This is a genomic window from Thioclava sp. 'Guangxiensis' (assembly GCF_045348365.1).
GTDB lineage: Bacteria > Pseudomonadota > Alphaproteobacteria > Rhodobacterales > Rhodobacteraceae > Thioclava > Thioclava kandeliae.
On the sequence record NZ_CP155822.1, the window covers coordinates 1,696,832 to 1,720,509 of the forward strand.

Sequence of the window (23,678 nt, forward strand, 5' to 3'; positions counted from 1 at the left end):
ATGGCGCGTTTCTGCGCCTTTACGCAATTATGGAGTGACCATGGCCAAGGAAGAAATGCTCGAATTCCCCGGCGTCGTGAAGGAACTCCTGCCAAATGCGACGTTTCGGGTCGAGCTAGAAAACGGCCATGAAATCATCGCACATATGGCAGGGAAGATGCGCAAGAACCGCATCCGCGTTCTCGCCGGCGACAAAGTTCAAGTCGAAATGAACACTTACGACCTTTCGAAGGGTCGCATCAACTACCGCTTCAAGTAAGCCTATGAAACTGATCCTAGGCTCCGCGAGCCCGAGGCGACGCGAGCTACTGGACCAGCTAGGTCTGGTGCCCGACGCCGTGCGGGCACCCGATATCGACGAGACCCCCCGTAAGGCAGAGCGTCCCCGTGACTATGTCGCGCGGATGGCCCGCGAGAAAGCCATGGCGCTGGATCTTGCGGCGGATGAGGTTATTCTCTGTGCCGATACCACCGTCACCTGTGGCCGCCGCATTCTGGGTAAACCCGAAGATGCTGCCGAGGCCGCTGAATTCCTCTTTATGCTGTCAGGCCGCCGTCACCATGTGCTGACGGCTGTTGCCGTGCGCGGTGCCTTCGGTATCCGCGAGCGGCTGGTCGATACGGTGGTGAAATTCCGCCCGCTGTCCAATGAAGATGTGAACGCCTATCTCGCCTCGGGTGAGTGGCAGGGCAAAGCTGGCGGTTATGCCATTCAGGGTCTGGGCGGGGCGTTTGTCCCGTGGATCCAGGGGTCCTATACCGGCGTCGTCGGCCTGCCTTTGGCCGAGACCGCAACCCTACTGACATCGGCGGGCGTGACCGCCAAGGAGGCCGTATGAAGGGTCGTACTATCATTCTGGGCAGTTACAAGGAACTGGAAGCTGCCGCTCTCATGGTGGACGGACAGCTCGAGGATCTGCTGATCGACGCCTCCGATGTGCAGCCGCTTGCCCCCGGTGCGATCCTGCGCGCCAAGGTGGGCCGCCAGATGAAGGGGCAGGGCGGGGTCTTCCTCGATCTGCCCGACGGTCAGCGCGGCTTCCTGCGCGAGGTCAAAGGCCTCGCGCCCGGCCAGAATGTGATCTGCATGGTCACCGGCGGCACCGAGGCAGGCAAGGCCGTTCCGGTCTCGCTACGGGTGCTGTTCAAATCGCGCTACTGCATCGTGACGCCCGGTGCGCCCGGCATCAATATCTCGCGGCGTATCCGTGAGGAAGATGTGCGCGAGGGGCTGAAATCTCTGGCCGATGTGGTGATGGATGGCTCCGATATGGGGCTGATCCTGCGTTCTGCCGCGCCGCTGGCTGAGGATGGCGAGCTGGCCGAGGATATCAATGCCATGCGCGAGCTCGCCGAGGCGGTCATGAATGACCTCTCGGGCGAGCCCGAACTGCTGGTCGATGTGCCGGATCCGCATGAGGAGGCGTGGCGCGATTGGGCAGAGCCCGCGCCCGATGAAGTGATCGAGGGCGATTTCGAGGAGCATGGTGTGCTGGACCAGCTGGATGCGCTCATGCGCGCCCGTGTGGACCTGCCTAACGGTGCCCATATGATGATCGAGCCAACGCGTGCGCTGATCGCGGTGGATGTGAATACCGGCAATGATACGTCGCCTGCGGCCAGCCTGAAGGCCAATATCGCCGCCGCCCGCGAGCTGCCGCGTCAATTGCGTCTGCGTGGGCTTGGCGGGCAGATCGTTGTCGATTTCGCGCCCATGCCCAAGCGCGATCGCCAGCCGCTCGAGCAGCAGATGAAGACCGCGTTCAAGGGCGAGGCGGAGGCCTCGCTTGCGGGCTGGACGCCGCTTGGAAATTACGAGCTGCAACGCAAGCGCGACCGCGTCTCGCTGGAGGCGCTGGTCGGAAAGGGGGCAGCATGAGCTGTCCCGTTTGCGGTAAGGAAACCGATCCGAAATTCCGGCCTTTCTGCTCCAAACGCTGCGCCGACGTTGATTTGGCGAAATGGCTCAACGGCTCTTATGTGATTCCGGGCGACATCGCCGAGGAAGAGGAACGTGCCCCCGAAGATTGGGCACCAGACCAGAAACCTCATTGATCCAGAGGCCCTCACTGGTCTGAAAAGATAGGGAAATTCGGGAAAAATCAGGGTGTGGGAAGGAAAGTTGAAAAAACTTCAAATTCCCTCTGGACACCGCTGCCGAGCTTCTCTAAACACCGCCCTACCGAAGCAGAGAGCACCGCTCGAAGCTGAAAGTGCCCGGATAGCTCAGTTGGTAGAGCAGCGGATTGAAAATCCGCGTGTCGGTGGTTCAAATCCGCCTCCGGGCACCATTTATCTCTTTTATAATTGGTTGCCTTCTCTGTCGAATGACAGATGTATCCGCTCTGCCGCTCTGCCGCTCTGCCGCTCTGCCGCTATGGCTTGGCGGTTTTCCATGTTGGTCCGGCCGTCGCCCACCGGATGTCTTATGCCATGAAAAAGGCCCGCATCGCGCGTGGCGAAGCGGGCCTTTTGCGGAAGAGGTTGGGGGCGTCAGACCTTGGGTTCGCGCACCAGCATGATCAGCGCGCCGCTGAGCAGATAGAGCACCACGAAGGCCCACATCACACCTTCCAGACCGAAGAGCGGGCGCATGGCCGCGACCACGATCGGACCGACCCATGTGGCAGCACCGGCACCGAGGCTGACAACCGCCAGCGCACCCGCCTTGTCATGCGGCAGCACCATCGGCATCAGAGCCGAGAGAGGCACATAGCCGCCGAGCATGATCCCGTAGAAGATGGCAACCAGCGAGGCGATGGCGAAATTGCCCGGTGCCATTTGCGGCACATAGAAGACCGCGAGAATACCCAACGAGGTGCCGATGGCGCCCATCAGGGCGATGGTGTTGCGCAGCCCGATCTTCTTGCCGATATAGCCCGAGGCCAGATTGCCGACCAGATTGCCGAGGAACATGATCGTCAGGAGGCGTAGCCATTCCTCGAGCGAGAAGCCGATGGTGGTCATGAAGAAGCCCGGCATGACGATGAAGAAGGCGTATTGCGACGAGGTATTTACCGTGCGCACCAGCCCGCCGACTGTCGAGATCGGCTCACGCCACATGATCGAGATCGAGCGACCCATCGCGGCAAAGGGGCTTTCGGCGGTTTTGGTCAGCGGTTCGCCGCCTTTGGTCTTGGCCATGGCCATCAGCGATAGCGCGCCGCCCACGACCACCAGAACCAGCGAAAGCCAGAGTGTCCCCATCGTTCCGATCGCAGGGATCGCGATGGAGGCTGTCAGCGAGCCAAGCGTCGGCAGACCTGCGGCATAGGCGAACCAGAACCAGCTGGCGGCCATGCCAAGGCGCTTGGCGGGGGTGGCAGCGGCGATCCACACAAGGAAACCATAGGCGAAGAGCGGATAGCCGAAACCACGCAGCGCATAGGTCACCAGCATCAGCGGATAGTTGAGGGTAGAGATACCGAGGGTCAGGAAGGCCACTTCCAGCACCCCCCAGATCGCGAGGCCCGCCCACATGACCTTGCGGGGGCCATAGACCTGGCTCATCGGGCCCGAGAGCCATGAGGAAATGGCAACGGTGATCCCGTAGACGGTGAAGAGGAGTGCGACCTGGCCTTGGCCAAGGCCCTTGCCTTCAAGATACGGGGCCAGATATCCGAGTTCGACGCCATCGCCGATCATGAATACCAGTAGCCCGAGGAAGCCCCATTTTAGGGTGCTGGGCAGGCCGATTTTATCGAAGAAACCTAAGCGTTCAGTCTTGGAATGAGGAGAGGAAGGATTGGCGGGAGTGTTTGATATATCTGGTGTCGAGGTCACTATGCTTGCCGGTCAAAACCGGATTTTGTTACTGTTTATCTCCCTTATGTGCCTAGATCAGCCCTCCAGCAGCTTTGCTTCTCCCTGCAAAATGATCATAAGCGACATTAAAACGACCATAGTCGACCTGATGTGTGCATAATAGTAAATAACCCCCATCTGCGACATTATGTCTGTCAGTTTTTGCATAGATCGCTATTTTTGCGGGAATATTATGCATAGATGCTATATGCATGCTTATTTATTGGAATAGTGCCCGATGTTTCTGGCCAGATCTACGTTGGGCCGAGAGGAAAATAGTTCGTTTCTACGAAGTAATATGATGAACCGTTGGGCGTTCAGGCGGCGGTCGAGCGGTTTGCCCCGAGCCGTGCCTTGGCCGTTTGCGCAGTGATTCTGGCGATCTGACGCAGAAGTGGGACCATGTAGGAGCTGCGCCGCCAGACCATGCCGATCTGCCGTCCGGGGGTCGGCGTGTCAGCCAGAGGGATCAGGCTCATGCTGGTGCTTTGGGCCATCGGGCCCTCGGTTGCCAGCTGTGGCAGCAGGGTAATTCCCATGCCCGCGGCCACCATCTGCCGCAATGTCTCGAGGCTGGTGGCGCGGAAGCCCTCGATCTCGTCGAGGCCCCAGCGGTTGCAGATGCTCACCGCCTGATCGCGCAGGCAATGCCCGTCCTCCAGAAGCATCATCTCTTCGGCGCCCAGATCGGCCAGATGTAGTGGTCCGCTGCTGGCCAGACGATGGCCCCGCGGCACGGCCAGAAGAAACGGTTCCTCGAAGAGGGGGGTGGTCTGCAGGGTCGGATCCTCGATCGGCAGCGCCAGAAGCGCCGCATCCAGATCACCGCTGCGCAAAAGGCCCAGCAGGGTCTCGCTCTTCTCCTCGAAAAGCTGCAATTGCAGGTTCGGGAAGCCGCGCGCGATCTCGGGAAGGAGGGCCGGCAGGATATAGGGACCAAGCGTGGGGAAGGCACCCAGACGCAGGCGGCCGGTATCGGGGGCACGGTTGCGCTCGGCAATGGCGCGGATGTCGCGCGCCTCATCCAGCATCTTCTGCGCGCGCGCCACGATTTCCTCGCCGACGGGGGTCAGAAGAACCTGCTGTTTGCTCCGCTCGACCAATTGCACGCCCAGACTTTCCTCCAGCTTGCGCAACTGGGTCGAGAGCGTCGGCTGACTGACATTGCAGACCTCTGCCGCGCGGCGGAAGTTCCGCAGGCGGGCAAGTTCGACCAGATACTGGAGTTCGCGCAATGTCATGCGCAAAGGACTGTGCCAAATCCCTGCCTGTGTAAAGAGGGCGCGGAAGCGGGCATGAAAAAGCCGCGCCTTCGGGGCGACCCAAAGGCGCGGCGAGAGCGCGAGTGCTACCTTATTCGGCAGCAACCGCTTCTTTTTTCTCGGTCTGGACCGAGCTGCGGATCATGTAATCGAACGCCCCGAGGGCCGCCGTTGCCCCCAGACCCATCGCGATGACGATCTGCTTGTAGGGGGTGGTGGTGCAATCGCCTGCGGCAAACACGCCCTCCATCGAGGTCGCACCATGGGCATCGATCATGATCTCGCCGCGCGGGGTCAGATCCAGCGTGCCTTTCAGGAAATCGGTGTTGGGCAGCAGGCCGATCTGCACGAAGATCCCCTCGAGTTCGATATGATGGTCCTCGCCGGTGGTGCGGTCGCGGTAAGCCAGCCCGTTCACCTTTGCGCCGTCACCGGTCACTTCGGTGGTCGCCGCATTCATGATGATCGTGACATTCGGCAGGCTCTTGAGCTTGTCCTGCAGAACCTGATCGGCGCGCAGTTTCGTATCGAACTCGATCAGGGTCACATGCGACACGATACCGGCCAGATCGATCGCCGCCTCGACGCCCGAATTGCCGCCGCCGATGACTGCGGTGCGCTTGCCTTTGAACAGCGGGCCGTCACAGTGGGGGCAGTAGGCCACGCCCTTGTTCTTGTATTCGACCTCACCGGGCACACCCATCTGGCGCCAGCGGGCACCGGTCGACAGGATGACCGATTTCGATTTCAGCACGGCACCGCTTTCCAGCGTGACTTCCACCAGATCGCCCTTACGTTCAAGGCCGGTCGCGGTCTGCAGGTTCATGATATCCACGTCATATTCCTTGACGTGCTGTTCCAGCGCGGTGGCCAGTTTCGGACCTTCGGTATGGGGCACCGAGATCAGGTTCTCGATGGACATGGTGTCGAGCACCTGACCGCCGAACCGCTGGGCAGCCACACCGGTGCGGATGCCTTTGCGCGCGGCATAGACGGCGGCTGCGGCACCGGCGGGGCCACCACCGACCACGAGCACGTCGAACGCATCCTTGGCATTGATCTTGGCGGCGGCCTTATCGGCCGAGCCGGTGTCGATCTTGGCCACGATCTCGCCCAGCTCCATGCGGCCCTGGCCGAAGACCTCGCCATTCAGATAGACGGTGGGGACGCTCATCACTTCGCGGGCGTTCACCTCATCCTGAAAATCCGAGCCGTCGATGGCGACGTGCTTCACATTGGGGTTGAGCACGGCCATCAGGTTCAACGCTTGCACCACATCGGGGCAGTTCTGGCACGATTGCGAGAAATAGGTCTCGAAGACGAACTCGCCCTCGACCTCTTTCACCTGATCGATCAGCTCCTGCTCGACCTTCGGCGGATAGCCACCAACCTGCAGCAGTGCCAGCACCAGCGAGGTGAATTCGTGGCCCATCGGCAGACCCGCGAAGGTCAGCGAGATGTCCTCGCCCGGCGAGGCGATGGTGAAGGAGGGTTTGCGAGTGTCATTTCCGTCCAGAGCGACGGTAACTTTGTCGTTGAGCTCCGCGATCTCGGTCAGCAGCTCGACCATCTCGGCGGAACGGGCCGAGTCATTGGTGGAGGCGGTCAGGACGACCGGACGCACCAGCCGTTCGAGATAGGCGGAAAGTTGGGTCTTGAGCGTGCTGTCGAGCATGGGAGAACTCCGAATGTCTGGGGGGGAGGGGCCTCAATGTCCGTCACACGCGTCTGTGGCGCATTGACCGGTGTCAAATCGGGGCCGGAGGGGAGGCTCTGCGCGGGGTGCCCCGCGCAGAGAGAGGTCGGATCGCGAAAGATCAGATCTTGCCGACGAGTTCGAGCGACGGTGCGAGGGTTTTCTCGCCTTCTTTCCACTTGGCGGGGCAAACCTCGCCCGGATGCGCGCGCACGTATTGCGCGGCTTTGATCTTGCGCACGAGGTCGGAGGCGTCGCGGCCGATGCCTTCTGCGGTGATTTCCATCGCCTGGATGATCCCGTCGGGGTCGACGATGAAGGTTGCGCGATCTGCAAGGCCTTCATCTTCGCGCATCGCGTCGAAGTTACGGGTGATGGTGCCGGTCGGGTCGCCGATCATGCCGTATTGGATCTTCACGATGGTATCGGAGGATTCGTGCCATGCCTTGTGGGTGAAGTGGGTGTCGGTCGAGACGGAGAACACTTCCACGCCCATTTTCTGCAGTTCTGCATAATGGTCGGCCACATCGCCCAGTTCGGTCGGGCAGACGAAGGTGAAGTCAGCGGGATAGAAGAAGAAGATGGCCCATTTGCCGGCGATGTCGGCTTCGGTGACGTCGATGAATTTGCCTTGTTTGAATGCCGTGGCAGCGAAAGGTTTGATCTTGGTATTGATGAGAGCCATGTCGTCCTCGTCTTTCGTTTGGGGAGGCGGTTCTTGTGAACCGGTTGGGGTCTTATCCCTTGAACGTAATCTACGTCCTTCGGGGGCTTAGGTGAAATTGATTATTATACGATTTCTGATAGACGCTATCTATCACTCGGATTTCAGGAGCGGCGCCAGCTCATGCGCGGCATGGATCAGCTTGGCGTCCTCGTGTGTGGCTGCAATCAGCATCAGCCCCGTGCCCGGCGTGGGGAGCGGCAGCGAGATCGAGCAGCCATCTATCACATTGGCCATGGTGGTGTTGCGCAGCGCCAATAGATTGAGCCGGTTGAAGCTCTCGTCCTCCTCCAGTGCGCTCAGCTGCGGCGGCAGGATTGGTGCGGTCGGCAGCACGATGGCGCGTCCCAGCAGCTCGCGTTTTGCATCCCGCGCGATCGCCTCGCGCAGGAGCAGCGTGCGGGCATAATCGGGCGCGCTCGCGGTATCGGCGCGGGCCATGCGCGTGGTTACACGTGAATCAATCTGGTCCTGTCTGTCGTCGTAATCGGCCTTGTGATGGACACGCGATTCGACCGCCGAGAATTGCCAGACGGCCAGCTCCTGATAGAGGGTGAAATAGGGCAGGTCGGTCTCGATGATGCGGTAGCCCGCGTCTTTCAGGGTCTCGAGAGCCGCGTCGAAGGCCTGCGCCACCTCGGGGTCCAGCCCGTCGCGCCCGAAACTGCGCGGCAAGATCAGCTCCTGCGGGAGTTCGGTTTCCTCATAGGGCGCATCGCGCAAGACCTCCATTGCGGCCTGCACGGTCAGCACATCACGCGCCATGACGCCCACGGAATCGAGCGTATGCGAGAGGGGCACCACGCCCTCGCGCGGCACATCGGAGGCGGTGGGTTTGAACCCGATCAGCCCGCAGAAGGCCGCCGGAATGCGCAGCGAGCCGCCCGTATCGGTGCCAAGCGCGATATCGGCCACGCCGCGCGCCACGCTTGACGCCCCGCCCGAGGTCGAGCCGCCGGCAATCGCGCCCTCGATCAGCGGCGTCAGGGGCGTGCCGTAATGCGGGTTCTGGCCAAGGCCCGAATAGGCGAATTCGGTCATGTTGGTATGGCCGATGAGCCCCGCTCCGGCCTCGCGCAGCCGCGCGATGACGGTTGCGTCCTTTTCGGCCACCGGGCGGTTCGCGCGGGCCTTCGATCCGGCCCGTGTCTGGTATCCCGTCACATCAAACAGGTCCTTCACCGCTACGGTCAGCCCGTTCAGGGGGCCGTCCGAGGGACCGGGCACAGGGCCGGTAAAGACTTGGGTGAAATCGGGCGCTTTCGCGCGGGAGCGGGCAAGGCTGAGCGGATCGGTGGTCATCGGGGCACTTTCAGGCTCGGGCCATGTTGCGCATCACGACACGCGATCCGGCATGGCCCATGGATGTCGCCCCACTTTCTGAGCCAGCTTTGCAGTGAAGTCCAGACCCCCGAGGTGTTCCGTCCCATCGCTCCCTCGTCTGTTGGTCCTGGGCATGGAAAAAGGGCAGCCACGGGGCTGCCCTTCCTGTTGTTCAGACCTTGGTTTCTGCCGCGGCGGGCGGCGGGGTCGGGTCCGACCCGTAAAGATCGCCGGGCAGTTCGGGCGGCATCGCGTGGTCTGCCTCCTCGTCATTGCGGTAGACCTGATTGTGGCGATAGATCATCAGCGTATCCCAGCGCAGCGCCTTCAGAAGCCCGATCAGGATCAGGAAACAGACGACCGCGAAGGGGAAACCCGCGACCACTGCGGCTGCCTGAAGCGCGTTCAGACCGCCCGCGACCAGCAGCACCGCTGCCACACAGCCCTCGGTCACGGCCCAGAAGATCCGCTGGATCTTGGGCGGGTTCGGGTCGCCACCTGCGGTGAGCATATCGATCACGAAGGAGCCCGAATCCGAGGAGGTCACGAACCACATCACGATCAGGACCATCGCGAAACCGGAGGTCAGGTCCGACATCGGGAAATAGTCCAGAAGGCTGAACATCGCCTGTCCGTAGGCTTCCTTGGTGGCATCGACGAGCGTGCTGTCCCCGCCCATCGAGATGCTGATGGCCGTGCCACCAAAGGCGCAGAACCAGAAGAACATGATCGAGCTGGGCAGCAGCATCACGCCGAGGACGAATTCGCGGATGGTCCGACCGCGCGAGATGCGCGCGATGAACACGCCGACGAAGGGCGACCAGCTGACCCACCATGCCCAGTAGAAGATCGTCCAGCTGTTCTGCCAGGTGCTTTCCTCGTTATAGGCTTCGGTCCAAGTGGCCCAGCTGATGAAGCGCGAGATGTAATCGCCATAGCTTTGCACATAGAGATCGAGGATGAAGATGGTCGGGCCCACGATCAGCATGAACAGCAGGAAGACCATCGACAGGCCGATATTGAGGTTCGAGAGACGTTTGATCCCCGCATCGAGCCCCGCCACGACCGAGATGGTGGCCGCGAGCGTGATAAGGGCGATGATGATGACCTGAGTGACCACCGACTGCTCCCAGCCGAACAACTCGCCCAGACCCGAATTGATCTGCATCGCGCCGAGGCCCAGCGAGGTGACGATCCCGAACATCGTGCCGAACACGGCCAGAATATCCACCGCATCGCCCCATTTTCCGAAGATACGCTCACCCAGAATGGGGTAGAGCGCCGAGCGGATGGTCAGCGGCAGGCCCTTGCGGAAGTGGAAATAGGCCAGCGCCAGACCGACAACCGCATAGATCGCCCAGCCGTGGAAGCCCCAATGCAGGAAGGAGATGACCATCGCCTGTTTGGCGGCCTCCTCGGTTTCCGGTGCACCGACGGGGGGCGCGAAATAGTGGTAGAGCGGCTCGGCCACACCCCAGTAGATCAGGCCGATCCCGATGCCTGCCGAAAACAGCATGGCGGTCCAGCTGAAGAGGCCATAGGCGGGTTTCTCATTCATCCGGCCCAGCCGGATATCGCCGAAGCGCCCGAAGGCCAGATAGATCGCGGCGATGACGAAAAGATTCATCTCGATGATGATGGCCCAGCCGAGATTGGTGGCGAACCAGCTCTGGATGCCTCCGAACAGCGCATTGGCCTGTTCGTTGAAAAGCGCCCCGTAGATGATGAACCCGACGATCAGGATCGCTGAAACCGAGAAAACCCGCTTGTGGACTTTCGGAAAGAACAGCAGGCGTTCCTGCTGAAGATTATCTGCCATATCTGGCCTGTCCCCTTGTTATTCACCGGGTATGGTCCGGCGTTACAGACAAGGGAACGGGCCAGTTTCGAATAGGTTCCCGAAAAAGTCATGGAACCTCACGCGGGGGTGTCTCAGTCCCGCGCGATGTCAACGACGACCGACAGGCCCGGCACCAGTTTCTCGGCCTCGTCCTGCCCCGGATCGATGGAGATCCGCACCGGAACACGCTGGGCGATCTTGGTGAAGTTACCGGTGGCATTGGAGCTCGACAGCACCGAGAATTCGGATCCTGTGGCAGGCGAGAAGGCTTCCAGATGGCCGGTGAAGCGCTTGCCACCCAGAGCATCCACGGTAAAGCTGACCGATTGGCCGACCTGCATCCCGTTCAGCTTGGTCTCCTTGAAATTGGCGATGACCCAGGCATCGGTCCCCACAAGGCTCATGAGTGTCGTGCCCGCGCTGACATATTGCCCGCCGCGCACGCCAAGCTGGCCCAGTCGTCCGTCGATGGGCGCGGTGATGGTGGTATGCTCGAGATCGATCTTGGCAAGCTCCAGTGCCGCCTGCGCGCTTTCGACGCTGGCCTGCAGGGTCTGGCTGTCCATCTTCACCGACTTCAGATCTTCCTCGGCCACATGACGGGCCGCAATAGCCTCTTCGAGCGAGGCTTGGGCCTGTTGCAGGGCAAGCTGTGCGTCATCCGCATCCGATTGCGAGAGGTAGCTTTTGTTCTGCAGCTGCTGCGCGCGTTCCCATTCGCGCTGGGTGGTGGCGACGGACGCTTCTGCCGAATCCTGCGAGGCTTTCTTCGACTCGATCGTTGCCTCCGCCGAACGGATATCCTGCGCATTATTGGCCAGTGCCGCCTTGGCGCTGTCCAGCTCGGCCTGCGCCTGATTGACGGCCTGTACATATTGGCGATCGTCGATCTTGGCCAGCACGTCGCCTTTCTTGACGGTCTGGAAATCGTGCACCGGCACATCGGTGATAAAGCCCGAGAGCTGCGGTGCGATGGAGGTCAGACGACCGCGCACATAGGCGTCATTGGTCTGCGCCACCGAACTCTGGAAGGGAGGGATCTGCCATGCGTAGAGAATGATGCACAGGCCGATCAGCCCGAAGGCAACGGCGATGATAGAGGGGAGGAAACGTTTTACGGACATAGATGGCTCATGCGGGTTGGCTCTGAAGGCGCTCTTTGCGCTTGGTCCAGAGATAGTTGATGATCAGGCAGCTCAGAGTGAACAGGGCCAGATAGAGAAGGGCGTGGAAGGCATCGGCATAGGCCAGAACATTCGCCTGCACGCTGACATTACTGGAAAGCTGCGACAAAGCCTCGGATTTGATGACGGTCGGGTCTGCCGAGGTCGCGGCATAAAGCTGTTTGAGCTGGGCGATGGTGCTGGTGACCATTGGGTTCCCTTCCATCAGCTGGCCGTTGAGAAGCTCGGTATGGAATGTGGTGCGCAGCTGCACGGTCGAACGAAAAATTCCCGAGCCGATGACCGCACCGAGGCTCTGGCTGGCCAGAAACACGGCGATGAAGCTCAGCAGATAGTTCGGGCTACGGCGGAAGGCGTTCATGATCCCGTTGGCCATCGCGGTCGGCAGGAAGATGGTAGAGGCAAAGCCCAGCAACGCCTGACTGACATAGAATTGCTGCGGCCCCCATTGTGCATTCACGCGTGTGTCGAGCGCAAGGCCGAGTGCCATCATGGCCAGCGCGGCCATATGCATCTCCGGCATACGCTCCATCTTGAAGGTCAGCACACATACGATGCCGCCGGAGATGGTGGCGATCGTGATGATCAGGAACAAGAGCCATAGCTGGTCATAGCTATAGCCGATGGTCGAGAGCAGTCGCGGAATGCCCACGGTCTGTTCGCTCAGCAGCATCCGCATCAGGAAGAGCGCCGCCGCCAGCCGCAGGATCGGCCAGGAGACGAGCCAGCGCAGATCGATCAGCGGGCGATCGCGTTTCAGCTCGATCGCGACGAAGGCGCTCAGGCAGAGAAGCGCCAGACAGGCGACGACGCCGAGCCACATCGCATCGGTCCACCACACGGTCGTGCCCCAGAAGAACACCACCACCACCGAGCCGAAGCCTATGGCCAGCAGGCTGAAGGTGATGACATCCATCACCGAGATCACCGGCACGCGCGGCATCGGTGTCAGCGGCAGGGTATAGATCAGGCCGATCATCAGGAGCGACAGGCCGAATTCCATCTGCCGCAACGAGAGATAGTTGAAGTGATGGTAGAGGGCGGGGGAAATGGCATAGGCCAAAGGGGTGCCGACAAGGATGAAGGTCATCACGAGCGGTATCCCGAAGGTCATTTTCTTGGGCAGCGGAAGCACTTCGAGCATGTAGAGCACGGCGACCGATGCCAGAGGTGCCGAGGCACAACCCGCGAAGAACTGTACGACAATCGCGCTATGCAGGCCGTCCACCCAGAGTGTCGCGAAATTGACCAGCGCGAAACAGGCCACCGAAAGGATGGCGAAGTTCCGCAGCCCGTATTGCGTGCGCAGCTTCACCAGCATCAGGCTGAGCGAGGCCCGCGGGATCATATAGGCCGCCGTGAGCCAGAGGGATTCGGTCTGGCTCGCGCCCAGATCACCCGCGATGCGCTGCGCATTGGCCGTGGTGAAGCCCTGGCTCAGCGACATCGCGATCGCGACGACGATCGATGCAACTATGTATCCCAAGACGTGCAGGCGCGGTTTCGGCTCGAAAGGCGGCGGCGGGCGCTGCTCTTTGGGCGAAGGATCGCTCGGGTTGGGGTTCACGCCCGGAATATGTAGATGCGGTGTTTCAGGCATTTTTCGCCATATCGTCAAGGTTTACATGGAGGCGGCTGACCAGCTCGTAGAGCTGTTCGAACTCGCCGTCTGAAAGGTCATGGAAGAGTTCGTGACGCAAGGTGTTGGTATATTCCAGAATGTCCTTTGCCTTGTCCTTCGACAGGTCGGTCAGGAAAACGCGGCGTACACGACGGTCCCCCTCCACAGCACGACGCTCAATGAAGCCGGTTTGTTCCAGACTATCGAGTGTGCGGTTAAGGGTTGGTGTCTCGATCTTTAACGCTTCGGCCAGCTCGGTCTGGCTGCTGCCTTCGGTGCGCGCGATCTGCAAAAGGGCCTGCGCGCGGGCGAAGGTCAGGCCCATGGCACTGGCACGCGAATCGAAAGCCTTCCGCAAACGGCGGTTCAGGAAAATGATACTGTTCAGGACCATCCGGTCATCCAAGCGGGTCATAACACTCCTCTGCGCTTTTTATATCGCTAATTATTAGCAAGCTTATATGTGGGACATGTATATGAATTTCGAGATTTGCCAACGTAAATTTACACTATATTCTGTGCCGGCACGAACACCGCTTGCGCAATCATGACGAAATGCTACAAAAATGATCAGCTTGCGAACGAGCGGCTCGCCAGCGCCAGCCCGTCGATAACTGCGGTGAAGGCCTCGGCCTTGCGCAGTTCGGCATTCGGACAGGTCGCCTGTGCCTCCTCGGCCACCAGCCCCATCAGGCTCGAGCCGCCCACCAGCACGATGCAATCGAGCATCTGCGGGGCCATCTGAGCCTGCATCAGGGTCTGGTAGATCGCGTTGCGCAACGCCTCGCGGTGCTGCGAGAGCGCGCCGTTGAGCATACCGCGCGTCAGGCGCACTTCCAGCTTCGGCTCGACCATCCCCATCGCGATGGCAGCCTGCGCATCATCCGAATTGGCGGCGATCTTGCCACTTTCGACCGCAAAGGCCAGCTCGTGCCCGAGCTGTTCCTCGATCACATGGGCCAGCCGTCCGATCCGCTTGGGATCGGTGGCGTTGCGCTCCATATCGGCGACCAGGCGGCGGGTTTCGGGGGTGTAGACGAAGGGGATCTTCTCCCAGCGCGACAGATCCACATAGATCCCGCGCGGCACCGGCAGCAGACCGTCACCCATCTCGCGCTTCAATTCTCCGCCCAGCCCCAGTTCGGGCATGGCCTTGGCCAGTGACAGCGCATGATCGAAATCCGTGCCCCCCAGCCGGATGCCGTGACTGGCAAGGATACGGATCTCTTCGCCCTCGCGCTGGTAGACGGAGAAATCCGAGGTGCCACCGCCGATATCGACGATCAGGCCGGTCTCGCGGTTGCGCTGCGAATGGCCAGCCGCAAGGGCAGCGGCTTCGGGCTCGGGCAGGAATTCGACCGTGTCGAACCCTGCCGCATGGTAGCAGGCGCGTAGGTCGGCTTCGGCGCGGGCGTGACGTTCGGGGTTGTCATGGAAGGCCACGGGGCGGCCAGACAGGGCGGTGGGGATCTTCAGGCCGGTTTGCGCCTCGGCCTCGGCTTTCAGATGGGCGAGAAAGATGGTGATGATCTGCGCGATGCTCTGCCGCTTGCGCCCGATCCGGCGCTCTTCATGGAGCAATTCGGTGCCGAGCACGCTTTTCAGCGCCCGCATATACCGGCCCGGATCGCCCTCGATCAGCGCCTCGCCTGCCGCGCGTCCGATCAGCATCCCGCTACCATCCTCGGGGAAGAAGACCGCCGTGGGCAGGGTATCGTGATGCCCCTCTACCGAAAGCCTGCGGACCGCGCCATTTTCCAGCACGGCCATTGCGCTGTTGGAGGTTCCGAAGTCGATAGCAAGGCAAGGCATAGCGGTACTTTCGTTCAAAGAGCAGAAGGGAGCGAGCGTGCCAGCTAATGAGTTCGGATCGTGGAGGCAAGAGGCGCTGTGTCTAAAACCCTGCCTATCATGAGGCAATGGCGGGCGAGCCCGCTTCCGCGCGGCACGGTGACAAAAAGTCAGGTGCAAGGGGCTTGCATCCGGATCAGGGCTTCTGTATCCACACTGTCACAACGCGGGCGTTGTGTAATGGTAAGACCTTAGCCTTCCAAGCTAATGACGCGGGTTCGATTCCCGCCGCCCGCTCCAACCCCCCCTATCGCAAAAAACAGACGTGACCCCGCCGCGGGTGCGATCCGTGCAGGTGCTGTCCTGTCTGCGCGGGGGGCTTGCCGCCGTGGGCCCATCACGGCAGGCACCTGTCGCCGGAGCCGCGAAGCTTTGGGCGCACCGGACACCTCCACGAAAAAAGGGAACGTCTCGTGATGAGACATTCCCTATGAGACAATGGTTCTGGAAAAGGTCACTCGTGTCGGGCTGTGCCTCACTTCGTCAGGATCAGCTTGCCCGCGCGGGTGATGCGCAGCGTGTAGACCTGACCGTTGAGAAGGATGTTGGCCTGATTGCCCCCTTGGGTCAGCTCTTCGGCAGCATGAGCGGGCAGGGCTTGGGTGAAGCTGGGCGAAATGGTCATTGGTTTCTCTCAATTCTGTCTAGCATGTGGTCGATTGCGCCAGTGCGCGGGCTGAGGCCGTCGCAGAGCGCCTGCACGAGATCTGCAAGGGTGATCGGGGTCAGTTTACCCTGTCGTGCCTGCGAGGCAGGGCGGAGGGCCGGGTGGTGGGGCATGTCCATATCCTTTTTGGCAAGCAGCTGGTGGGGTCACTGGCGATGTGTGGTTAATCTGAGTGAAATTCTCGGGCTTGTAAAGCCTGATAGTTATAGTCAGGTATTAAATTCGCAATTTTCTGCCCAAAGACCGGTGCAGACAAAGCCCGCCGCAGCGTTTATGGTCATTCCATGAGCATAAACCGCGATCTTTCTGCCGATAATGCCCTGGATGCGTCGCATCCTCTGGGGCTCGAGGATTCGGCATGGACCGAGGTGCTCACGGCGATGGACCGGACCTATGCCGAACTCGTCGATTATCAGGCCCAGCTCGAGGACCAGAGCCATGCACTCGAGGAGATGCGCTCCTATCTGGGTTCTATCATGTCCTCGGTTTCGGATGCGCTGATTGTCGTCTCGCGTCAGGGACGCGTCGAGGATACCTCGCATTCGGTGGCGCATATGACCGGGCGACCCGCACGCAGTCTGGCACAGATGGATGTGCTGGATCTGGTGGCAGGCGAGTCGCGCCAGCGTCTGATCGCTGCACTGGCGGACTGCACCGGAAACCGTGCGCCGGTGACGTGCGAGCTGAGCCTTGGCGGTGTCTCGGGGGATGTCCTTCTGGAGATGTCGATCAATCCGCGTTTCGATGATCGGGGGCGTCTCACGGGGCATGTGCTGACGGGCCGTCCGGTGGGAGAGCTGCGCCGTGCCTATTCGGAGCTTGCGCAGAGCCATAACGCACTGAAATCGACGCAGGCGCTTCTGGTTCAGAACGAGAAACTGGCTTCACTGGGGCGGCTTCTGGCAGGGGTGGCACACGAGCTGAACAATCCGATCAGCTTCGTCTATGCCAATACCCACGCGATGGAGCGCTATGCCACCAAGTTCGAGACCTATTTCAACGAGGTCCAGCAGGGTGCCACGCGCGAGCGGCTGACCGCACTGCGCGAGGAGCTGCGCCTCGACCGCGAGGTGCGCAACCTGCGCGAGGCCATTGCCGGAGCGCGCGACGGCGCGGAAAGGGTGCGCGATATCGTCGAGGATCTGCGGCGCCTGTCGTCGGATGGCTCGGGCGAGAGTGTGATCTTCGATCTGGTCACCGTGGCGCGCACTGCCGCCCATTGGGTGGCCCGTGGGGCGGATCGAGGGATTGCACTCCGATTCGTGGGACTGCCCATGGTGCAGGCCATGGGCCGTGCGGGCCATATCCAGCAGATCATCATGAACCTCGTGCAGAATGCCGCCGATGCGCTCGCCGGTATCGAGGAGCCGCAGATTACCTTCCATGCCAGTCAGGAAAATGGCATCGCGCGGTTGAGCGTCTGCGATAATGGCACGGGCATTCCCGAGGAGGTGGCGCGTTCGATCTTTGATCCGTTCTTCACCACCAAGGAAGTCGGACAGGGCACGGGTCTGGGGCTTGCGATCAGCTACCGTATTGCTGCAGATCATGGCGGCAGTCTATCCTACCGGCCGAACGGAACGGGCGGGGCCTGCTTCACTCTCGATTTGCCACAAAGTAGATTACCGGACACCAAGACGACGGGGTCACACGAAGTATGAATGTTCTCTGGCTGCAATCCTCGGGCTGCGGTGGCTGCACGATGTCGCTTCTATGCGCCGAAGGTCCGACGCTTTTCGACCGTCTGGAAGGGGCGGGGATCGAGATGCTCTGGCATCCCTCGCTCAGCCTCGAAACCGGCGCCGAGGCGCGTCGCCTTCTGGAACGTGTGGAGGCGGGTGCGATCGCGCTGGATGTGCTCTGCGTCGAGGGGGCGATCGCCCGCGGACCGCGGGGCACGGGCAAGTTCCAGATCCTTGCTGGTACGGGGCGGTCGATGCTCGACTGGGTCTGTTCGCTTGCGGGCCTTGCGCGCCATGTGGTGGCGGTTGGCACCTGCGCGGCCTATGGCGGGATCACCTCGGCGGGCGAGAACCCGTCAGATGCCTGCGGGCTGCAATATGAGGGCTCGCATGAAGGGGGTGTGCTGCCCGCAAGTTTCCGCGCCAAAGGGGGGCTGCCGGTGATCAATGTGGCGGGATGCCCGACCCATCCCGACTGGGTGACCGAAACGCTGATGATGCTGGCCGAGAACCGGCTGGGCGCGGACGATCTCGATGGTCTCGGGCGGCCTTTGTTCTATACAAGCCATTTGGTCCATCACGGCTGTCCGAAAAACGAGTTTTACGAATATAAGGCCTCGGCGGTGGCGCTTTCCGATATCGGCTGCATGATGGAGAATCTGGGGTGTATCGGCACGCAAGCGGTGGGCGATTGCAATATCCGGCCTTGGAATGGCACTGGCTCCTGCACGCGGGGCAATTATCCCTGTATCAACTGCACCGCGCCCGAGTTCGAGGAGCCGCGCCACAGCTTCACCGAGACGCCGAAGATTGCCGGTATTCCGGTGGGGCTGCCGACCGATATGCCCAAGGCTTGGTTCATGGCGCTGGCCTCGCTGTCCAAGGCCGCAACCCCCGACCGGCTGGCGCGCAATGCAGTGGCCGACCGTGTGGATGTGCCGCCCACGCTACGGGTGCGGGGCCGCAAATGACCACGCTGGTGATGGGCCCGTTCAACAGGGTCGAAGGTGATCTGGAGGTGCAGCTCGATGTCGCGGAGGGCGCGGTGACGCAGGCGCGGGTGAACGCGCCGCTTTATCGCGGCTTCGAGCGGATGCTTTTGGGCAAGGCCCCGCAGGATGCGCTGACCATCACACCGCGGATCTGCGGGATCTGCTCGATCAGCCAATCGGCCGCTGCGGCGCGGGCCTTGGGCGCCGCGATGGGGCTCTCGCCCACGCCGCAGGGTGCGATGATGGCGGCGCTCATCCATGCGGTCGAGAATGTCTCGGACCATCTGACCCATTTCAACCTCTTCTTCATGCCGGATTTCACTCGCCCTGTTTATGCGGGCCGTGCCTGGCATGCGCGCGCGCTCCGGCGGTTCACGCCAATGGAGGGCTCGGCCCAGCGGGCGGCGATCGCGGCGCGGGCCGAATTGATGCATATCCTCGGGTTAATGGCCGGAAAATGGCCACATACGCTGGCGATCCAGCCGGGCGGGGTCACCCGCGCGCCGGGGCCGAGCGAGCGGATGCGGATCAGATCGGTGCTGCGCGGGTTCCGGCGCTATCTCGAGGAGGTGGTGTTTGGCGCGCCGCTCGATGAGTTCGCGGCGCTGGGCAGCCTGTCCGGTCTCATGGCATGGCGGACAGGCGATGCGGGACTGTTTCTCGAGATAGCGCAGGATCTGGATCTGGGGGCCGCGGGGCGCGGGCAGGGGCGCTATCTGAGCTTCGGGGCCTATCCGCTGGCCGAGGGGTTCGGGTTTGCACAAGGCGTCTGGGATGGGGCGCTGGCGCCTCTGGATCTGAGCGGGCTGGTGGAAGACCCCGCGCATGCATGGATGCTCGGGAATGCCAGCCATCCAGCGCATGGCGAGACCCGCCCCGACGAGATGATGCGCGAGGACGCCTATAGCTGGTGCAAGGCGCCGCGCCTTGACGGGCGGGTGTTCGAGACCGGTGCTCTGGCGCGGCAGGTCATCGACGGGCATCCTCTGGCACGGGAGGTGGCGGGCGCGGGGGTGCTGGGACGCGTAGCGGGGCGGCTTCTGGAATTGGCGCGCACGCAGGTCTTGATGGAAGCATGGGCCGAGGCCATCGACCCGCAGGCGCGGTTCATGGAGCGCGGTGAGGTGCCAAAAGAGGGCGTGGGTGTCGGTCTGGTCGAGGCCGCGCGGGGGGCTCTGGGGCACTGGCTGCGGATCGAGCGCGGGGTGATCGCGGGCTATCAGATCATCGCGCCAACGACATGGAATTTCAGCCCCCGCGATGTACAGGGTGTGCCCGGGGCACTGGAAGCCGCACTTGTAGGTGCGCCTGTGGCCGAGGGGGAGGAAACACCTGTCTCGGTGCAGCATATCGTGCGCAGTTTCGACCCCTGTATGGCCTGCACCGTCCATTGAGCGGGTTCTGAGCGCAGGTGCAGGTGTAGGGGCAAGGGGCTCTGCCCCTCTTGGGGCCTGACGGCCCCAATTCACCCCGGGATATTTAGGGACACTGGAAGATGGAGAGCGTCGAGATCCGCGTGCGGGGGCAGGTTCAGGGGGTGGGGTTCCGCCCCTTTGTCTGGCGGCTGGCGCATGATCTGGGTTTTGCGGGTCATGTCCTGAATGATGCGCAAGGGGTGGTTATCCGTGCGCGGGGTGCGCGGCTTGCGGAGTTTGTGGAGGCGCTTCGCGCGCAGGCGCCGGTTCTGGCACGGGTGGATGCGGTGGAGGTGGCGCCTTTTGCGGGCGAGTTGGGTGAGGGGTTCGAGATCGTGGCCTCGGAAGCGGGGGCCGTGCGCACGCGGGTGACGCCGGATGCCGCGACCTGTCCCGACTGTCTGGCCGAGACATTGGGCACGGGGCGCCGCGGTGGCTATGGTTTCACCAATTGCACCCATTGCGGGCCGCGCTTCTCGATCGTGACGGGGCTCCCCTATGATCGGGCGCAGACCACGATGGCAGAGTTTCCGCTTTGTGCGGATTGCAGGGGCGAGTATCTTGACCCGTCGGACCGGCGCTTCCATGCGCAGCCCGTGGCCTGTCCGATTTGTGGTCCGAGGATCTGGACTGTTCCAGAGAGTGCGGATTGGCTGAAGGAGGCTGCAGCGCGGCTCCGTGGGGGAGATATTCTTGCGATCAAGGGGTTGGGCGGGTTCCATCTGGCCTGTGATGCGGGAAATGCGGCGGCAATCGCGCGGTTGCGGGCGCGCAAGAATCGCCCGACCAAGCCGCTGGCGGTGATGGGGGATCTGGCCATGATCGGGGCCGCTTGCCATCTGGACGCGCTGGAGCGCGCGCGGCTGGCCGCGCCGGCCGCTCCGATCATCGTGCTGGCGCTGCGTGACGAGCCTGTTGAGGTCTGTGCCGGAGCGCTTGCTCCGGGACAGGACAGCTTGGGCTGGATGCTGCCCTATACGCCGTTGCACCATCTGCTGATCCGGGCTGTCGCGCGGCCTCTGGTGATGACCTCGGGCAATGGCTCGGGGCAGCCGCAGGTGATTTCCAACGAGGCGGCGCTGGCCGAGCTGGCCGAAATTGCGGACGGGTTCGTGCTGCATGATCGCGCCATTGCGCGCAGGCTCGATGACAGTGTCGAGCGGATCACTCCGCAAGGGCCAATGGTGCTACGCCATGCGCGGGGGCGGGTGCCCGATGTGCTGGATCTGCCCGCAGGCTTCGGGCAGGGACCGCAGGTGGTGGCCTATGGCGGGCAGATGAAGGGCGCGATCTGTCTGACCCGGGACGGTCAGGCGCTGCTGGGCCATCACTTGGGCGATCTGGATAATGTGGCCAATATCGAGGCGTTCGAGGCAGCGGATCGCGATTATCGGGCGTTATTCGACCATGTGCCCGAGGTTGTCGCGGTCGATCTGCATCCCGGGTTCCGGGCGACGCTGTATGGCGAGCGGGCTGCGGGCACGCGCCCCCTGATCCGTGTGCAGCATCACCATGCGCATCTGGCCGCCTGTCTGGGCGAGAATGGATGGGGTCTGGAGGACGGGCCGGTTGCGGGGATCATCCTTGACGGGCTGGGGCTCGGGGAAGATGGAACGATCTGGGGGGGCGAGTTGCTGCTGGGCGATTACCGTCATGTGGCGCGTGTGGCGCATCTGACGCCGGTGCCGATGCCCGGAGGGGATCGCGCCAGCCGCGATCCATGGCGCAATCTTCTGGCGCAGCTCGACCATGCGGGGCTTCAGGCGCAGGCGGACAGGTTGCTGGCAGGCCAGCCGGTCGGGCTTCTGCGTCAGGCGATGGCCAAGGGGATGAACGCGCCGCTGACCTCCTCGGCAGGACGCCTGTTTGATGCCTTTGCGGCTGCGGCGGGGTTTGTCGGCAGCCAGAGCTATGAGGGCGAGGCAGCGATGGGGCTGGAGTCTCTGGCCCGCAAGGCGGGGGATACAGGCGCGGGCTATCCGTTCGGGGAGGGCGCGCAGATCGATCCGGCGCCGATGTGGCGGGCATGGGCCGATGATCCGGACCCTGTAGAAGCGAAAGCGCGGCGCTTCCATCGCGGGCTGGCGCGGGCCTTTGCGGGGCGCGCGCGGGATCTGGTTGTGCAGGGCGCGGCGCGCGCCGTGGTGTTGTCGGGCGGTGTTTTGCAGAATGTCGTGTTGCAGGAGGAGTTGATGACAGCCCTCGGCGATGTGCCGGTGCTTTTGCATCACAAGGTGCCGGCCAATGACGGTGGGCTTGCCCTGGGGCAGGCGTTGGTCGCCATGGCGCGGGTCATGGGCGGACGGTGATGGCCGTATGGCTTCCAGATAACGGAAACTCTGGCAACCATCTATCCGGTCAATTCTATAGCGTTTTGTGAATTTTAGACGCAAGGCATTATTATAAAATAATAAAAACAGCCTGTGACATTTTGTCATTTTCTTCGCGCGCCGTGGGAGCCTGCTATGGCATCCAAAGGCATACCACGCGCGGACCGGGCCTATCCCGCCTCCGCAGCCAGGCAGCAGGGAGCGAAGGTCTTGTCTAATCTCGAGACATTCTACGATGTTATGCGCCGTCAGGGGATCACCCGGCGCAGCTTTATGAAATATTGCTCGCTCACTGCGGCAGCCTTGGGTCTGGGGCCGGCCTTCGTGCCGAAGATCGCCCATGCGATGGAAACCAAACCCCGCACGCCGGTCATTTGGGTGCATGGTCTGGAATGCACCTGCTGCTCGGAGAGCTTCATCCGCTCTGCCCACCCGCTGGCCAAAGACGTCGTGCTCTCGATGATCTCGCTCGATTATGACGATACGCTGATGGCCGCGGCAGGCCATGCTGCCGAAGCCGCGCTGCAGGACACGATCGAGAAATACAAGGGCAATTACATCCTCGCCGTCGAGGGCAACCCGCCGCTCAACGAGGATGGAATGTATTGCATCATCGGTGGCAAACCTTTTACCGAGCAGCTCAAACATGCCGCCGAACATGCCAAGGCCATCATCAGCTGGGGCGCCTGTGCCTCCTATGGCTGTGTGCAGGCAGCGGCCCCGAACCCGACCCGTGCCACCCCCGTGCACAAGGTCATTACCGACAAGCCGATCATCAAGGTGCCGGGCTGTCCGCCCATCGCCGAGGTCATGACCGGCGTTATCACCTATATGCTTACCTTCGATCGCCTCCCCGAGCTCGATCGTCAAGGTCGGCCGGCGATGTTTTACTCTCAGCGTATCCATGACAAGTGCTATCGCCGGCCACATTTCGATGCAGGGCAGTTCGTCGAACATTGGGATGACGAGAATGCCCGCAAGGGCTACTGCCTTTACAAGATGGGCTGTAAGGGCCCGACCACCTATAACGCCTGTTCCACCGTGCGCTGGAATGATGGGGTCAGTTTCCCGATCCAGTCGGGCCATGGCTGTATCGGCTGCTCGGAGGACGGGTTCTGGGATCAGGGCTCCTTCTATGACCGCCTGACCAATATCAAACAATTCGGGATCGAGGCCAATGCCGACAAGGTCGGTGGTGTTGCCGCAGGCGTCGTGGGGGCAAGCGTGGCCGTGCATGCCGCCGTGACCGCGCTCAAACGCGCCCAGAAGAAAAACGAGGAAGTCTGA

20 protein-coding genes and 2 tRNA genes are annotated in these 23,678 nt (G+C 62.0%); 11 read left to right on the plus strand and 11 right to left on the minus strand.

Annotation, left to right across the window (positions count from 1 at the left end; all coding sequences use genetic code 11):
• The first annotated feature begins 40 nt into the window (after window positions 1-40).
• The 5 genes from infA to ABEB22_RS08385 all read left to right on the plus strand — a co-directional run bounded on the left by infA (window position 41) and on the right by ABEB22_RS08385 (window position 2,291).
• The gene (infA, locus tag ABEB22_RS08365; RefSeq protein ID WP_036636451.1) at window positions 41-259 is read left to right on the plus strand and encodes a translation initiation factor IF-1; all 219 of its coding nucleotides are present in this window, start codon (window positions 41-43) and stop codon (window positions 257-259) included.
• A gap of 4 nt (window positions 260-263) precedes the next feature.
• Window positions 264-839: a Maf family protein gene (locus ABEB22_RS08370; RefSeq protein WP_339113335.1), complete on the plus strand. Its 576-nt coding sequence runs from the start codon at window positions 264-266 to the stop codon at window positions 837-839.
• The gene (locus ABEB22_RS08375) at window positions 836-1,879 is read left to right on the plus strand and encodes a ribonuclease E/G (RefSeq protein WP_350938754.1); all 1,044 of its coding nucleotides are present in this window, start codon (window positions 836-838) and stop codon (window positions 1,877-1,879) included. The genes ABEB22_RS08370 and ABEB22_RS08375 overlap by 4 nt, the downstream gene beginning before the upstream one ends.
• On the plus strand, window positions 1,876-2,055 hold the full coding sequence (locus tag ABEB22_RS08380; protein WP_339113333.1) for a DNA gyrase inhibitor YacG: 180 nt from the start codon (window positions 1,876-1,878) through the stop codon (window positions 2,053-2,055). The genes ABEB22_RS08375 and ABEB22_RS08380 overlap by 4 nt, the downstream gene beginning before the upstream one ends.
• A 160-nt stretch (window positions 2,056-2,215) precedes the next feature.
• Window positions 2,216-2,291, plus strand: a tRNA-Phe gene (locus tag ABEB22_RS08385).
• 202 nt (window positions 2,292-2,493) lie between these two features.
• Here ABEB22_RS08385 and ABEB22_RS08390 read toward each other — a convergent pair.
• From ABEB22_RS08390 to ABEB22_RS08435, 10 genes are all read right to left on the minus strand, one after another.
• Window positions 2,494-3,783 carry an MFS transporter gene (locus tag ABEB22_RS08390; RefSeq protein WP_406870053.1) on the minus strand — a complete coding sequence of 430 codons (1,290 nt, stop codon included), beginning with the start codon at window positions 3,781-3,783 and terminating at the stop codon, window positions 2,494-2,496.
• Window positions 3,784-4,121: 338 nt separating this feature from the next.
• Window positions 4,122-5,045, minus strand: a complete 924-nt coding sequence (locus tag ABEB22_RS08395; RefSeq protein ID WP_350938743.1) for a LysR substrate-binding domain-containing protein — start codon at window positions 5,043-5,045, stop codon at window positions 4,122-4,124.
• Window positions 5,046-5,157: 112 nt separating this feature from the next.
• Complete coding sequence (gene ahpF, locus ABEB22_RS08400; protein WP_406870054.1) at window positions 5,158-6,741, minus strand: alkyl hydroperoxide reductase subunit F; 1,584 nt, start codon at window positions 6,739-6,741, stop codon at window positions 5,158-5,160.
• A gap of 142 nt (window positions 6,742-6,883) precedes the next feature.
• Entirely contained in the window at window positions 6,884-7,447 is a 564-nt protein-coding gene (ahpC, locus tag ABEB22_RS08405; RefSeq protein WP_406870055.1) for an alkyl hydroperoxide reductase subunit C, read from the minus strand.
• A gap of 132 nt (window positions 7,448-7,579) precedes the next feature.
• Window positions 7,580-8,788: an amidase family protein gene (locus ABEB22_RS08410; RefSeq protein WP_406870056.1), complete on the minus strand. Its 1,209-nt coding sequence runs from the start codon at window positions 8,786-8,788 to the stop codon at window positions 7,580-7,582.
• Between the two features lie 193 nt (window positions 8,789-8,981).
• Window positions 8,982-10,628, minus strand: coding sequence for a BCCT family transporter (locus ABEB22_RS08415; protein WP_350938735.1), 1,647 nt, complete (start codon window positions 10,626-10,628; stop codon window positions 8,982-8,984).
• A 113-nt stretch (window positions 10,629-10,741) separates the two neighbouring features.
• The gene (locus ABEB22_RS08420; protein ID WP_339113326.1) at window positions 10,742-11,773 is read right to left on the minus strand and encodes an HlyD family secretion protein; all 1,032 of its coding nucleotides are present in this window, start codon (window positions 11,771-11,773) and stop codon (window positions 10,742-10,744) included.
• A 7-nt stretch (window positions 11,774-11,780) separates the two neighbouring features.
• On the minus strand, window positions 11,781-13,433 hold the full coding sequence (locus ABEB22_RS08425; RefSeq protein WP_339113325.1) for an MFS transporter: 1,653 nt from the start codon (window positions 13,431-13,433) through the stop codon (window positions 11,781-11,783).
• The gene (locus ABEB22_RS08430) at window positions 13,426-13,860 is read right to left on the minus strand and encodes a MarR family winged helix-turn-helix transcriptional regulator (RefSeq protein ID WP_406870057.1); all 435 of its coding nucleotides are present in this window, start codon (window positions 13,858-13,860) and stop codon (window positions 13,426-13,428) included. Before ABEB22_RS08430 ends, ABEB22_RS08425 begins: the two co-directional genes overlap by 8 nt.
• A 164-nt stretch (window positions 13,861-14,024) precedes the next feature.
• Window positions 14,025-15,266, minus strand: a complete 1,242-nt coding sequence (locus ABEB22_RS08435; protein WP_406870058.1) for an Hsp70 family protein — start codon at window positions 15,264-15,266, stop codon at window positions 14,025-14,027.
• A 205-nt stretch (window positions 15,267-15,471) separates the two neighbouring features.
• Here ABEB22_RS08435 and ABEB22_RS08440 point away from each other — a divergent pair.
• Window positions 15,472-15,545, plus strand: a tRNA-Gly gene (locus ABEB22_RS08440).
• A 235-nt stretch (window positions 15,546-15,780) separates the two neighbouring features.
• Here ABEB22_RS08440 and hemP read toward each other — a convergent pair.
• Complete coding sequence (gene hemP, locus ABEB22_RS08445; RefSeq protein WP_339113322.1) at window positions 15,781-15,930, minus strand: hemin uptake protein HemP; 150 nt, start codon at window positions 15,928-15,930, stop codon at window positions 15,781-15,783.
• 326 nt (window positions 15,931-16,256) lie between these two features.
• Here hemP and ABEB22_RS08450 point away from each other — a divergent pair, with 326 nt between their 5' ends.
• From ABEB22_RS08450 to ABEB22_RS08470, 5 genes are all read left to right on the plus strand, one after another.
• Window positions 16,257-17,633 (plus strand): ATP-binding protein, encoded by a 1,377-nt coding sequence (locus ABEB22_RS08450; RefSeq protein ID WP_350938728.1) that lies wholly within the window; start codon window positions 16,257-16,259, stop codon window positions 17,631-17,633.
• Window positions 17,630-18,625 carry a HupU protein gene (locus tag ABEB22_RS08455; RefSeq protein WP_339113320.1) on the plus strand — a complete coding sequence of 332 codons (996 nt, stop codon included), beginning with the start codon at window positions 17,630-17,632 and terminating at the stop codon, window positions 18,623-18,625. The genes ABEB22_RS08450 and ABEB22_RS08455 overlap by 4 nt, the downstream gene beginning before the upstream one ends.
• Window positions 18,622-20,040, plus strand: coding sequence for a nickel-dependent hydrogenase large subunit (locus ABEB22_RS08460; RefSeq protein ID WP_350938724.1), 1,419 nt, complete (start codon window positions 18,622-18,624; stop codon window positions 20,038-20,040). The genes ABEB22_RS08455 and ABEB22_RS08460 overlap by 4 nt, the downstream gene beginning before the upstream one ends.
• A gap of 101 nt (window positions 20,041-20,141) precedes the next feature.
• Window positions 20,142-22,370, plus strand: coding sequence for a carbamoyltransferase HypF (gene hypF, locus ABEB22_RS08465; protein WP_406870059.1), 2,229 nt, complete (start codon window positions 20,142-20,144; stop codon window positions 22,368-22,370).
• A 231-nt stretch (window positions 22,371-22,601) separates the two neighbouring features.
• Complete coding sequence (locus ABEB22_RS08470) at window positions 22,602-23,678, plus strand: hydrogenase small subunit (RefSeq protein ID WP_339113317.1); 1,077 nt, start codon at window positions 22,602-22,604, stop codon at window positions 23,676-23,678.

Bases quoted from the DNA above. Each gene is read 5' to 3' on its own strand.
- ABEB22_RS08455 (WP_339113320.1), top strand. From the start codon at position 17,630: ATGAATGTTCTCTGGCTGCAATCCTCGGGCTGCGGTGGCTGCACGATG.
- hemP (WP_339113322.1), bottom strand. From the start codon at position 15,930: ATGACCATTTCGCCCAGCTTCACCCAAGCCCTGCCCGCTCATGCTGCC.
- ABEB22_RS08460 (WP_350938724.1), top strand. From the start codon at position 18,622: ATGACCACGCTGGTGATGGGCCCGTTCAACAGGGTCGAAGGTGATCTG.
- ABEB22_RS08410 (WP_406870056.1), bottom strand. From the start codon at position 8,788: ATGACCACCGATCCGCTCAGCCTTGCCCGCTCCCGCGCGAAAGCGCCC.
- ABEB22_RS08375 (WP_350938754.1), top strand. From the start codon at position 836: ATGAAGGGTCGTACTATCATTCTGGGCAGTTACAAGGAACTGGAAGCT.
- ABEB22_RS08415 (WP_350938735.1), bottom strand. From the start codon at position 10,628: ATGGCAGATAATCTTCAGCAGGAACGCCTGCTGTTCTTTCCGAAAGTC.
- ABEB22_RS08395 (WP_350938743.1), bottom strand. From the start codon at position 5,045: ATGACATTGCGCGAACTCCAGTATCTGGTCGAACTTGCCCGCCTGCGG.
- infA (WP_036636451.1), top strand. From the start codon at position 41: ATGGCCAAGGAAGAAATGCTCGAATTCCCCGGCGTCGTGAAGGAACTC.
- ahpF (WP_406870054.1), bottom strand. From the start codon at position 6,741: ATGCTCGACAGCACGCTCAAGACCCAACTTTCCGCCTATCTCGAACGG.
- ABEB22_RS08380 (WP_339113333.1), top strand. From the start codon at position 1,876: ATGAGCTGTCCCGTTTGCGGTAAGGAAACCGATCCGAAATTCCGGCCT.
- ahpC (WP_406870055.1), bottom strand. From the start codon at position 7,447: ATGGCTCTCATCAATACCAAGATCAAACCTTTCGCTGCCACGGCATTC.
- ABEB22_RS08435 (WP_406870058.1), bottom strand. From the start codon at position 15,266: ATGCCTTGCCTTGCTATCGACTTCGGAACCTCCAACAGCGCAATGGCC.
- ABEB22_RS08420 (WP_339113326.1), bottom strand. From the start codon at position 11,773: ATGTCCGTAAAACGTTTCCTCCCCTCTATCATCGCCGTTGCCTTCGGG.
- ABEB22_RS08450 (WP_350938728.1), top strand. From the start codon at position 16,257: ATGAGCATAAACCGCGATCTTTCTGCCGATAATGCCCTGGATGCGTCG.
- hypF (WP_406870059.1), top strand. From the start codon at position 20,142: ATGGAGAGCGTCGAGATCCGCGTGCGGGGGCAGGTTCAGGGGGTGGGG.
- ABEB22_RS08425 (WP_339113325.1), bottom strand. From the start codon at position 13,433: ATGCCTGAAACACCGCATCTACATATTCCGGGCGTGAACCCCAACCCG.
- ABEB22_RS08370 (WP_339113335.1), top strand. From the start codon at position 264: ATGAAACTGATCCTAGGCTCCGCGAGCCCGAGGCGACGCGAGCTACTG.